The 13385-nt window shown below is 56.6% G+C and carries 8 protein-coding genes; 7 read left to right on the forward strand and 1 reads right to left on the reverse strand.

Annotated features, from left to right (window positions below):
- A partial coding sequence (locus Q0510_RS07235; protein WP_298709604.1) for a M23 family metallopeptidase occupies positions 1–946 on the reverse strand: 946 nt, incomplete at its 3' end.
- A 201-nt stretch (positions 947–1147) separates the two neighbouring features.
- On the opposite strand from Q0510_RS07235, the gene Q0510_RS07240 reads away from it, so the two are divergent.
- From Q0510_RS07240 to Q0510_RS07270, 7 genes are all read left to right on the forward strand, one after another.
- On the forward strand, positions 1148–2632 hold the full coding sequence (locus Q0510_RS07240) for a hypothetical protein (RefSeq protein ID WP_298709605.1): 1485 nt from the start codon (positions 1148–1150) through the stop codon (positions 2630–2632).
- Between the two features lie 54 nt (positions 2633–2686).
- Entirely contained in the window at positions 2687–3418 is a 732-nt protein-coding gene (locus Q0510_RS07245; RefSeq protein ID WP_298709607.1) for a GntR family transcriptional regulator, read from the forward strand.
- A gap of 76 nt (positions 3419–3494) precedes the next feature.
- Positions 3495–4409 (forward strand): ROK family protein, encoded by a 915-nt coding sequence (locus Q0510_RS07250; RefSeq protein WP_298709611.1) that lies wholly within the window; start codon positions 3495–3497, stop codon positions 4407–4409.
- Positions 4410–4571: 162 nt separating this feature from the next.
- Positions 4572–6191, forward strand: coding sequence for a class I mannose-6-phosphate isomerase (locus Q0510_RS07255; RefSeq protein WP_298709612.1), 1620 nt, complete (start codon positions 4572–4574; stop codon positions 6189–6191).
- A 61-nt stretch (positions 6192–6252) separates the two neighbouring features.
- Complete coding sequence (locus Q0510_RS07260) at positions 6253–8580, forward strand: GH92 family glycosyl hydrolase (RefSeq protein ID WP_298709614.1); 2328 nt, start codon at positions 6253–6255, stop codon at positions 8578–8580.
- Between the two features lie 47 nt (positions 8581–8627).
- The gene (locus Q0510_RS07265) at positions 8628–11726 is read left to right on the forward strand and encodes a TonB-dependent receptor (protein ID WP_298709615.1); all 3099 of its coding nucleotides are present in this window, start codon (positions 8628–8630) and stop codon (positions 11724–11726) included.
- 21 nt (positions 11727–11747) lie between these two features.
- On the forward strand, positions 11748–13352 hold the full coding sequence (locus Q0510_RS07270; RefSeq protein WP_298709617.1) for a RagB/SusD family nutrient uptake outer membrane protein: 1605 nt from the start codon (positions 11748–11750) through the stop codon (positions 13350–13352).
- The last annotated feature ends 33 nt before the right edge of the window (positions 13353–13385 follow it).

Here is a 13385-nt window from a genome sequence, read left to right on the forward strand (position 1 = left end):
GAATGGGGGTGATGGGAGCGGAGATTTCGGCGGGTGCCTTCCTGTTTTGCTGGATGTAGGGGAGCGGGTCCACCGCGCCGCTGGCGGTGTAGATGCCGAAATGCAGGTGCGGCTCGGTGTTGCGCGCGTTGCCGGGATTGCCGATCAGCCCCAGCGTATCTCCCGCGGAAACGCGCTGGCCGGGTTGCACGAGCTGCGAATCGAGGTGGGCGTAATACAGGGAGATGTCGCGCTGCGCAGGGCGCATGAACACGACTTTGCCGCCGAGGTTGTTTTCCCCGGTGCGGGTAACGTGGCCGTCGGCCGCCGCCACTACCGGCGTTCTCCGTTTGGCGAAGATATCGACCCCTTCGTGGCTGCGTGCGCCGCCATCGCGCGCGGCGCCCCAGAAGCTGCCGATCCTGGCGTTGGATTTGCCCGGAACGGGAAAGGCCAGGGAAGGCCGGGTAACGATCTGTATGGTATATTCCACGTTATTCAGCAGTTCTGGCTGCAGGCGGAGGATGAAGCGGCCGTCGCGCTCCACGTCGTATTGCAAGGTGCGGAGCGTGTCCGCGCTGGCCAGGTGCTGCGGCGATCCGCCGTCGGAAGCGGGTTGCCAGAGATCGGTGAATACGAGCAATGAACCAGCGGGTTTTACCTGGACGGTGATATACAACTGTTCGCCGCGGCGGGCGGCAAAAGAGAAACCGGCGGCGTCGGGGTCTTCGGCGGAAAAGTATCCAGTTTCCTGGTAAGGCAGCGTGATGCCGAGGGGGCGGGCCAGGCCTTTTTCCGCAGCGGCGAACCAGCGCCCGCCCAGCAAGGATTCCCGGAGGCCCGCATCCGTTATCCGCGCCGCGTAAGCCTCATGCGGTGTTCTTTTGACGAAAAGCCCTCTTTTGGAGGCGGAGCATGCCGTAAAGAACAGGGCCGCGCCAAAGCATATGGGGATGTATTTTTTCATATACTGCTCTTTTGGATGAGTGACTCCCGCTATACCGCACGAAAGCCATGCCATTTTCCCGGAAATTGCGGCAAGAAACTTTCCCGGATTGATTAGTTTTACCTGCGTATGAAACCACGTTTGCTGATTTTTGTAATCCCTGTTTTCACTTTTATTTGCTCCCTTGCTACCGCTCAGTCCCGGCCGGATGAAATTTTCTTCGTGCGGCAAGGCGTTCAAAGGATGATATTCGACCCGCATCAATCCATTCCCCTCTCGAAGCTCGAGCCTGCCAATATCGTGGGCATCACCGCCATGCACCCCGTCAAGCACCACCTGGCGCACTTCGCCGTCCTGGGCGTGGAAGAGGATAAGCTGGTAATAGCTTCACCGGAACAATCGGAGACTTCCATCTGGTTCGGCGGTTTCAATCCCTTCGCCACTTATAACATCGACCTCGATACCCTGACCGGCAACGGCTGGATCGGTTTCGAATTTGCAGATGGCAGGAAAAGAGAACAGGTGAGGGTGATGCCCGAATTTATAAATGGCCTGCTTGGCGACGTGAAATTCACCGTCAACGGAACTTATCCCATCGATACATCGATCCGGGTGAACCGTTCCGAAAAGGTGCAGGCAAAGGGGAAGATCATCCTGCAGATGCTGGGCAGCGGGCTGGTGTTGTATCATCAGTCGGTGGGGTTGCCGAAGGTTATCGGGCAGGTCGATTTCAACAAATACATAGAGCTCCGCAGCGTGGAGCGCATGCAAACTTATCAATCGAAGCTGGTCGTGGGGTTGCGCTCGGGTAAGGCGGTCATCAGCAGGGTAGAAGCCGCGCTGACGACGGGCATGGGCCTGGCTGACATTCGGCCGGTTACCTATGAAGATGGCTCGCCGTACCTGGACAGGGGCAGGTTGTGGTACACGATGTCTGTCCGCGGGAGGGCGCTGCCGCACCATATCCAGGGTGTTTTCAGCATGAACCCGACGGTTTTTGACGTAAAGCTCGAAGGCGTGATCCTGTTTGACCGGAACGACGGTTTGCTGCGCAATGAAGTAGCGTCTCATATATTTTATGACCGGAAAACCGCCCGCTGGCGCGGCATTACCACCGGTTTCAGCGCGTATGCCAATCCCGATAAGGAGAAGAAGCAACTGCTGGCGGTGGAAAGCAAGCACGATCCCCGTTTCGGCTTCTCCGTGATGCATGCATCCCCTTTCGGCGTGGTCGGCGACATCGAGGATCCGCATATCCTCTACGATGAAAAGGCAAAAAAATGGCGCATCCTGACTTGCGTGAACCGCGACGGCTACAAGGCTGTGCTGCTCGAGTCCAATAGCTGGAACAAGGATTACAGGCAGATCGCGGGGCCCGTGGCGCATAACTCCACCGGCACCTCCATCCAGCGGATCGGCGACAAGCTGTACTGCTTCTCCGGCAGCTCGGAACGGGAGATCTATATTTATACCTATCCCGACCTGCAGGAAGCCGGTACCCTCAAAATGGACCTGCCGCCCTGGGACGGTGCCTCCAATACCCGCGTATGGCCCAACGTGGTGCAGATGCCGGAAGGGTATCCCTTCCAATTTGTTTCCCTCATGATGGACCGCTTTAACTATCCCGGCATGAAGGGCCCTAACTGGACCTACGGCGCTATTTACCTCTATCACGGTTTCTATCAGCCGAAAAAAATTTTAAAATAATTTAACCAGGCATTGTTTGATGTCTGGGAATTTAGTATGTTTGAACATTCGAACATGAACCTGAAGATTGACCATAAAAGCAAAATGCCGCTCCACATACAGGTGGAAGAACTGCTGCGGGAGCTGATCAGCCAGCCCGCATACCAGAACGGTTCCTTCCTGCCCAAAGAGGTGGAATTGGCCAACCGGCTGGGCGTTTCCCGGAACACGATCCGGCAGGCCACCAACAAACTGGAGTACGAAGGTTTGCTGGCCAGGAAGAAAGGCGTGGGCACCAAAGTGGCGCAACGCCAGTTGTCTACCAGCCTGCAGGACTGGCAAAGCTTTACCAAGGAAATGTCCAAGCGCGGCATTGCTACTACCAATCTCCTGCTCACGCTCGAAAAAGTGCAGGCCGACGAAAAGATGGCCGGGTTTTTCAATATACCCGTCAATACAACCGTCTGCAAGCTCAGTAAACTGAAAGGCGTCGAAGGCGAGCCGATCGTTTACTTCGAAAGTTACTTCCATCCTCGTATCATCCTAACGGAAAGCGACGATCTGAACCGCCCGCTGTACCAGCTCCTGTCTGAGAAATTTGACATTATTGTCGTTCGTTCCAGCGAGCACATCAGTGCCCTGATGGCCGGCCATGTGGCGAAAAAGCTGCAGGTAGACCCGAAGTACCCCGTTCTCTTCAGGGAGCGCTTCGTGTATGACCCCGGCGACAGGCCCGTGGAGTACAACATCGGTTATTACAGGTCCGATAAATTCACGTATTCGATAGAGATCAGGTCAGAACCCTGATTATTGCGCTACTCCTTTTTTTGCATCCGTGCAGGAAAAGGATATTTTTTTCTTCATTATTAATATGTTCAAACATATGAACAATAACTATGTGATAGGTGCGGATATCGGTGGTTCCCATATAACGGCGGCCCTGATCAACCTGTCCAACGGTGAAGTGGCGGCAGACTGCAAGTTCAAGGAGCCGGTGGATGCCGGCGCCGGCGCGGAGGATATCCTGGCGCGGTGGACGGCCTGCATCGCCCGCACCCTTGCTGCGGCGGGGAAAGAAGTAGCGGCTATCGGCATTGCCATGCCGGGGCCCTTCGATTATCCCGGCGGTATTTCGCTGATCAAGGGCGTTGCCAAATATGAATCACTGTATGGTATGAATATCCGGGAAACGCTGGCGGCATCGCTGGGCTTCCGGTCGGGGATTTACTTCGAGAACGACGCGTCGTGCTTTGCCCTGGGCGAAGCCTGGGCAGGAGAGGGGAAAGGTTGCAGCCGCATGGTGGCCGTAACGCTGGGCACGGGGCTCGGCGGCACGTTCCTGCAGGACAATGTGATCCTGCACGAAGGCAAGGGCATCCCGCCGGAAGGGTACATCTATCACCTGCCCTACAAAGGCGGCATCGCGGAGGATTACATCTCTTCGCGCTGGCTGCTCAACGGATACCACCAACGCAGGGGCCAGCGCCTGGCGGAGGTGAAAGACCTGGCGGACCTCGCCGAGCAGCAGGACGCTACCGCCCTGGCGCTCTTCGCCGAATTGGGCAACAGCCTGGGCGAAGTGCTGGCTCCCTGGCTGGGGGATTTTGCAGCGGAAAGGCTCGTCATCGGCGGCAACATCCGCAAGGCGCATCCCTTCTTCCTGGCGCCGCTGGAAGCTTACCTGCGGGATAACGGGATCGCTACTACCGTTCACATTTCGGGCCGCGGCGAAAACTCGGCACTTTCAGGCGCTGCATGGATTTGCAGCACTCATCTCAACAACAACAATGCGCGATAGAAAATGAACACCATCATGAATTGGAGAAAAACAACCCAACCCCTTCTGCCGGCAACAACGGCAGAACGAAAGCCGCTCCCGGCAGGCCGGTACGACATGTACCCCTTCGCCAGCCTGGGCTCTGGCCGTATTCAGTCCGGATACGCTACACTTGCTAACTGGATGAAGGGTAGGAATGTCATTTTGATTGACGGTTATATCGGTAACGACTGGGAGTATATCGCCAGCTCCCTGGAGCGGGAGCTGAGGGCTGCCGGTGTAGCCGTGAACCTGGTGTACACTTCAAACCTGATGAAATCCGAAGCGGAAATAGAAGCCCTGGTGGCGCCTTTCCTTGGAGAAAAAGGAACCGTATGGGGCCGCAGGACGACGCTGACGCTGAAAGACTTATTCGACGCGAACAAACTTGACAACATACAATTCCCTGCAACGGGCATCACCCTGGTGGTGGGCGCCGGCGCGGCACTGGCCAACGTACAGGCGCCCGTGGTATACGTAGATCTTCCGAAGAATGAACTGCAATACCGCATGCGTGCCCGCACGGCCAATAACCTCGGCAAATCGCAGTGGGACGATAACCAGGAAACCTACAAGCGTTTCTATTTCGTGGACTGGGTGCTGCTCAACGCGCACAAGCAATCCATCCTCCCCGCCATCGAAGTGATCGCGGACGGGCAGTGGAAAGAAACCATTTCCTGGGCCACGCAGGCCGCTGTCAGCGAAGGGCTGCAGCAGCTGTCGCAGAACGCTTTCCGCGTACGGCCCTGGTTCGAAGCCGGCGCCTGGGGCGGCGACTGGATGAAGGAAAAGATTACCGGCCTCAATAAAGAAGAAGTGAATTACGCCTGGTCGTTCGAGATGATCGTGCCGGAAAACGGCCTCGTATTCGAAAGCGACAGCGTGTTGCTGGAAGTGGCGTTCGACTGGCTGATGCTGAAACACGCGAAGGAAGTGCTGGGCGCCGACGAACAACGTTTCGGTACCGATTTTCCCATCCGTTTCGACTTCCTGGACACGTTCGACGGCGGCAACCTGTCTATCCAGTGCCACCCTAGCGTGCAGTATATCCGCGAGAACTTCGGGGAAACCATCACCCAGGATGAAACTTATTACATGCTGGACTGCAAGCCGGGTGCGAAGGTGTACCTGGGCTTCCAGGACGATATCGATCCGGCGGCGTTCCGTGCGGCATTGGAAGGGAGCGTGGCGAAGAACGAAGCGATCGACATCGAGCAGTACGTGCAGGTATTTGAAGCGAACAGGCACGACTTCTTCCTCATTCCCAACGGTACGGTGCATAGTTCCGGGAAAGACAACCTGGTGCTTGAGATCAGCGCCACCCCTTACATTTTCACGTTTAAAATGTACGACTGGGTAAGGCTCGATCTCAACGGCAAGCCGCGCCCCATCAACATCGACCACGCTTTCCGCAACCTGGATTTCAGCCGCAAGGGCGCCAGGGTGCAGGAAGAGCTGATTTCCAAGCAAAGCGTGATTGAGAAAGGGGAGAACTGGCAGCTGGTGCATGCGCCTACCCACAAGGAGCATTTCTACGATGTGCACCGCCTTGAGTTCGACGGAGAGGTAACGGTGGAAACGGCGGGTAAATGCCATGTGCTGATGCTGGTGGAGGGAGAATCCGTGGTGGTGGAAACCGCCAATGGCTTCCGGCAGCGGTACAACTATGCCGAAACATTTGCTATCCCCGCAGCTGCGGGATCTTACAGGATCATCAATGAAGGCGGCGCCACGGCTAAAGTGGTGAAGGCTTTCGTGAAATAATCACCGGGCTGCCCGCGGCTTGTCTGCGGGCAGTTCTTCATCAAACAAAAAAATTGCAAGGATGAGAAAGGAAAATTGGATGCTCTGGTTGTTGCTGCTCGTTTCGGTGTCCCGCCTTGGCGCGCAGGAAAAGAAAGATCTGACGGGATATGTAGACCCGCTGATCGGAACGGCACATTGCCGCTGGTTCCATTTTGCGCCCGGCGCCTCGCCGTTCGGCATGGCCAAGCCAGGCCCCTCCACCGACGGGAGCTATGGCAATCCCAACGGCTGGGAAGCAGTGGGATACGATTACCGGCACACTTCCATTGAAGGGTTCCCCAATTTTCATGAGTTCCAGGTTGGCGGCGTAGTGCTGATGCCCACGAAAGGAACGCTGGTGACGGTTCCGGGAAAACTGGATGATGTGCAGTCGGGCTACCGGTCGGCATTTGATCGTGCGGAGGAAAAAGCTACCGCAGGATATTATGCCGTGACGCTGAAGCGCTACGGTATCCGCGCAGAAGTCACCTCCACGGAGCGCGTGGCTTTCCAGCGGTTCACGTTCCCGCAGGGAACGGATTCGCATATCCTTTTCGATATCGGCAACAAACAGGGCGAAAGCGGTGAAGTGAAAGACGCGCGCGTGTACCTGACGCCCGACGGCCGGATCGAAGGTTACGTCATCACCCTGCCTTCCTATGTACAGAAATACCAGGCGGGAGCGGAAGTGGCCATGTACTTTTCCGCCGTGCTGGACAAGCAGCCTTCCGCCCACGGTACTTTCCGCGGTACGGAGCAAACGCCCGGCGCAAAGGAGATCACCGGCAAAGGGGCCGGCCTTTACCTCACATTCGATACCAAAGCGAATGAAGCGGTAACCGTGCGCCTGGGGCTTTCCTATACTTCCATCGAAAATGCCCGCGGCAACCTGCAGGCCGAAGCCGCCAACCTGGCCTTCGACGCAGCCCGGCAGCAAAACCACCAGAAATGGAACGATTACCTGGGCCGTATCACCGTTAGCGGCGGCAGCCAGGCCGACCTGACGAAATTCTACACCGGCCTTTATCACGCCGTGCTGGGCCGCGGCCTCGCCAGCGACGTGAACGGCGCCTATCCTAAAAATACCGGCGGCAACGGCCAGATCCCGCTCAACGCACAGGGGAAACCGGTGCACAACCATTACAATACAGACGCCGTTTGGGGCGCTTTCTGGAACCTTACGCCGCTCTGGGCGCTGGTGTACCCGGAATATTACTCCGACTTCGTGAGCAGCCAGCTGCTGGTGTATAACGACGCCGGCTGGCTGGGCGACGGCATCGCCAACAGCAAATACGTTTCCGGCGTGGGCACTAACTTCGTGAGCCTCGTCATGGCCGGCGCCTATAATTACGGCATCCGCGACTTTGATGTAAACAAAGCTTATGAAGCAGCGCTGAAAAACGAGATCGGTTTCGAGAACCGTCCGGAAGGCGCGGGGAAAGACGATGTGGAGCGCTTCCGCAAATACGGCTACGTGGATCACATCGATCCCGCGCCGGGCCAGTGGTGCTTCTCCGGTTCCCACACGCTGGAATATTCCTTCAGCGCATTCGCAGTGGCGCAATGGGCGAAGAAACTGGGTAAGAAAGATGATTATAAAACGCTGCTGAAGATGTCCAACAGCTGGAAGAACATCTTCGACCCGGCTACCAAATACGTTCGTCCCCGGCGGGCAGACGGGCAATTCGTGGACAATTTCAATCCCACGGAGCCCTGGCGCGGTTTCCAGGAAGGGAATGCAGGACAGTATTCTTTCTATGTACCGCACGATCCGAAAGGGCTGATCAGCAAGATCGGGAAGTCGGAATTCAACAAGCGGCTGGACAGCATCTTTACCGCGGCGCAGAAAACCACCTTCGGCGGCGGTACTACGATCGATGCGTTCTCCGGTCTTTCCGCGCCCTACAACCACGGCAACCAGCCCTGCCTGCAGATGCCCTGGATGTTCAATTTCTCCGGCAAGCCGCACCTGACCCAGAAGTGGGTGCGCGCGATCTGCAATGAGTTTTACGGAACGGAAGGGATTCATGGCTACGGTTATGGCCAGGACGAAGACCAGGGCCAGCTGGGTGCATGGTACGTGCTGAGCGCCATCGGCCTGTTCGACGTGCAGGGCGGTGCAGCGGCGCAACCTGAGATGCAGATCGGTTCCTCCCTGTTCGACAAGGTAGAGATCAAACTGAATAAAAAATATTACAAAGGGGATAAGATCGAGATCGTGACGCACAACAATGCGCCCGCCAACATCTATCTCCATCAACCTTCCTTCAACGGGAAAAAACTGAAACAAAACGCCATTCCGTTCAGCCTGCTGACGCAGGGCGGAACGCTGGAATACCAATTGACAGACAAGCCGGCCGCGTTGTAAAAACGGGGCCGCATCCACATATCATTCCACAACTGATCTTTTAAATTATGAAGCCTATGCTTGGTTATTGTCACGTTATCGTAGAGAGGCTCTTGCGGAAGAACGGCCGCCAGTTTATGGCGCTGTTGCTGATGCTGGGGATGGCCCACGCATCCCTTGCCCAGAATGCCCGGACTATCACCGGGCGCGTCACAGACGACGCATCCAAAGATCCCATTCCCGGCGCTTCCGTCGTGCTGAAAGGGACTACCATAGGAACGGCGACCACCGCCGAAGGGACCTTTTCCCTCAACCTTCCCGCCGGTACCAACCAGGTCCTCGTGATCTCTTCCATCGGCTATGCCACCCAGGAAGTGGCCGTTGGCGCCGGTCCGCTGAACATATCGCTTAAAACTGCCAGCAGCACACTGTCTGACGTGGTGGTGGTAGGTTACGGCACGCAAAAGCGGGGGAGCCTTACCGGCGCCGTGAGCACGGTAACGGCGAAGGACCTGGAAGGCAAGCCTGTTACCAGTGCGGTACAGGCGCTGCAGGGTGCCGCTCCGAACCTTATTATCCAACAAAATGCCACAGAGCCCGGCGCGGCGATCAATATCAACGTCCGCGGGGTGAGTACGGTGAACAACTCCAGTCCGCTCATCCTGGTAGACGGCGTTCCCGGTTCGCTGGATCTCCTCAACCCGAACGACATTGAAAGCATCAGCGTACTGAAGGATGCGGCGTCTTCCGCCATCTACGGTTCGCGCGCGGCCAACGGCGTTATCCTCGTTACCACGAAGAAAGGCAAGGCCAGCAAGATTCCCCGCGTTACCTACAACGGTATCATGGGGGCACAGCAGCCGACTTTCCTCATCAAGCCGGTCAGCGGCGTGGAATACATGCAACTGAAGAATGAAGCTTTGGTGAATTCCGGCCAGAACGCGCAGTTCTCACCAGAGCAGATCCGCCTGCAAGGGGAGAAGGGCTCGGAAGGCTGGTGGATGGATGAAGTGATGCGCTCCGCCGCCCTTCAGCACAACCACAACCTCGGCGTTTCGGGTGCCGTGGGTAAAGTGAATTACCTCGTTTCCGGCGGGTATCTCGACCAGAACAGCCTGTATCGCGGGCCCGACTACGGATATAAACGTTACAACGGCCGCGCCAACCTCAGCACCCAACTGGGCAAACTGAAGCTGGGCGGTAATTTCGCGTATGCGAAACAGAAGATCCGCGAGCATGCGTATTACTCCGACTGGCTGATCTCCACGGCTATCCGCATCCCCACCATCTACCCGATCAAGGATGCAGACGGGAAGTATTTCCTGGCGCCCACGGCTTCCAACAACCCGCTGGCGCAGCTGGAGCAGGGCGGCCGCAGGCTGTATAACAACGACAGCTATAACTACATGGCCAACGCCGAATACGCGATCACCAAGCATCTCTCCGCCAAGGTGGTGTATGGCGCCGATATCCGGGTGAATAATATGGACGAATTCCGCAAGTCGATCGACTATGCGCCGTATTCCGGTTCCGACAACCAGAGCTCCCGCACCGTGAACCACGCCCGCAGCATCCAGGACAACTTCCAGGCGATGCTCAACTACGAGCGCACCTTCAACGGGAAGCACGAAGTAAAAGGGATGCTGGGTTACGCGACGGAAGGCTGGAAAAACGAATATGACCAGACGCGCCGCCTGAATGTTGACAACATTACCGGTGATTCGACGGCAGGCACACAGACCCTGACCGGCTTCAATGATACTTACGGAACGCGTATCGACCAGTGGGCGCTCAACTCCGGGTTCGGCCGTTTCAACTATGCATACGACAACAAATACTATTTCGAATTCAACTTCCGGTACGACGCCTCCAGCCGCTTTGCCAAAGGCAACCGCGGGGCGTTCTTCCCCTCGTTCTCCGCTGCATGGCGCATTACCGACGAGCCGTTTATGGAATCCGTGAAGGAGAAAGTGGGAGATCTGAAGCTCCGGGGTTCCTGGGGCCAGTTGGGCAACCAGCAGATTATCTCCAACTACGGCTACCTGAACGTGTATACGACGGTGAGCAATATGTACGGTTTCAACAACCTGCCGCAGTCGGGCTCCTCGTTTGCGGTGGGCAACCCCGTGATCACCTGGGAGTCCGCCAATTCGGCCAACATCGGCTTCGACCTGTCGATGCTCGACAACCGGCTCACCATCAGCTACGATTACTTCCACAAGATTACGGACAACATCCTGCTGCAACTGCCCGCACCCGGACTGTACGGCGCTACGCCCGCATTCCAGAACGCCGGCAAGGTGAAGAACCAGGGTTATGAAATCGCGGTGAATTACCGGGCGAGAACCGGTGATTTCAACCATACCATCGGCGCCAACCTGGCGGACAACCTGAACGAGATCGTGGATTTCAAAGGCAGGACGTTCATCCAGGAGGGAGATGTGACCTATATCAACCGCGAAGGTTTCCCGATCAGTTCTTACTACGGTTACCAGGCAGACGGCTTCTACCAAAGCCTCGAGGATATCAAGAACAGTCCGAAGCCTTCGTTCGTGAACGAAGTGAAGCCCGGCGACATCAAGTATGTTGACCGTAACGGCGATGGCATCATCGATAACCGCGACCGTTTCGTGATGGGCAATCCCTTCCCGCGGTTCACCTTCGGGCTGAACTACAGCGTTAACTGGAAAGGTTTCGACGCAAGCATCTTCATCCAGGGCGTAGGGAAGCGAAACGTGTACCTGCGTGGTGAGGGTGTGGAAGCATTCCACAATAACTGGGACAACGTGTATTCCCAGCACATCGACCGCTGGACGCCGAACAATCCCAATGCGGATTATCCCCGCCTGACGATCGGAACGGCTTCGGTGAACAACAACGCCAATTCTACTTTCTGGCTGGAAAATGCGGCTTACGCCCGTTTGAAGAACGCGCAGATCGGTTACACGCTGCCGGCCAGCTTTACCAATAAAGCGAAGATCCAGAAGATGAGAATCTACCTCACGGGGCAGAACCTGTTTACCGTAACGGGTATGAAGAACGGGATGGACCCGGAGCTGACGGAGTTCAACAGCACGCTGAACCTGAATGCGCTGAGCAGCTCCACGAGCGGCCGTATTTACCCGGTGCAGAAAGTCTGGGCGGTAGGGCTGGACATCAACTTTTAACCACGTTTAAATGATCGAAATATGAGGATTAGCAAATATTGTTCTATAGTGCTGGGGGCGCTCCTGCTGGGAACGGCAGGGTGCAAGAAGCTCGATCTGGGCCCTTCCTACCAGGACACCGACCTCACCTTCTGGGAGAAGCCGGATGCGGCGGAGAATAGCCTGAATAACGTTTACGCAGGGATGTATTCCGCCGACTATTATTTCTTCAACGAAAGCCTGAGCGATAACTCGTTCAGCTCCAGCTCCGTGAACGGAGGGCAGGCCCAGAGCATCGCAGCGGGTGCGTACGACGGCCGTACCAACCGCGTGGCAGGGGAGTGGGCGTTTCATTTCGGAGGGATCCGTAATGCCAACAACCTGCTGGCCAATATCGATAAAGTTCCCGGCCTCGACGGCGGGCTGAAATCCCGCTACATCGCCGAAGCGCGCTTCATCCGGGCGTTTCATTACTTCCACCTCGTGACCTGGTATGGTAACGTGCCGCTGATCAAAAATGAGATTTCGTATGAAGAAAGCTTCCGCATCGCGCGTTCGCCGAAAGCGGAAGTGGTGAATTACGTATTGACGGAGCTGGATGAAATTACAGGCACACTGCCCGCCAAAGCCGATTATCCGGAAGCGGATAAAGGCCGCATCACGAAAGGAGCGGCGGCTGCGCTGAAGGCGAAAGTGCTGCTGTACGAAAGCAAATGGAGCGAAGCCGCCACCGTGCTGGAGCGGATCATGAACGGCACGTACGGGACCTATACGCTTTTCAATTCCTATGCGGGATTGTTCGAAGCGCAAAATGAGAATAACAGTGAAGTGATCCTGAACATGGAATTCGTGCCGGTACACCGGACGCATTCGATGCAGCGGTTCTTCATCCCCTTCACCGAAGGTACCCTCATCAGCGGCATGGCGCCTTCCCAGTCGCTGGTGGATGATTTCATCATGACGAATGGTAAAGGCATCAACGACGCGCAATCCGGCTATGATGCCAACGATCCCTTCCACAACCGCGACCCGCGCCTGGAAGCGACCATCATCCACGACGGATCTTCCTTCGTCACCAAACGCGGTGAAACCGTTACGATCCGCACGGCGCCCGGCACCGGAGACAACGCCATGGACAAGGCCGATGCTTCCAAAACCGGCTATTATTTCCGCAAATACTACGACCGCACCGCAGACGGCAACAATAATTCCGGCCTCAACCTCATCCTCATCCGTTATGCGGATGTGCTGCTGATGTATGCCGAAGCCAAAGCCATGCAGAACCAGCTGGACGAGGCCACCTGGAATAAAACGATCCGGCCTGTCCGCCAGCGCGCCGGTTTCACTGATCCCGCGGCACTTAACTTCTCCGCTTATGCGGGTGTGGGCAATGCCGCGCTGGTGAATATCGTTCGCCGGGAGCGCCGTTGCGAAATGGCCCTGGAAAGCGACCGGGTATTTGACATCCGCCGCTGGAAGATCGCTGAAACGGTGATGAACGGTCCGCTCTACGGGATGAAAGTAGGCAACGCCAACGTGGTGGCCGACCGCCGCGTGTTCAATGCCGCCAAGCATTACCTGTGGCCGGTTCCGCAGGCAGATATCGACATGAACCAAAACCTCCTGCCGAACAATCCCAACTGGTGATCGCGGGGGCATTCAACCTTTATCCACATTTCA

Origin of the sequence: uncultured Chitinophaga sp. (assembly GCF_937874145.1) — a bacterium.
In the GTDB taxonomy this organism is placed as follows: Bacteria; Bacteroidota; Bacteroidia; order Chitinophagales; family Chitinophagaceae; genus Chitinophaga.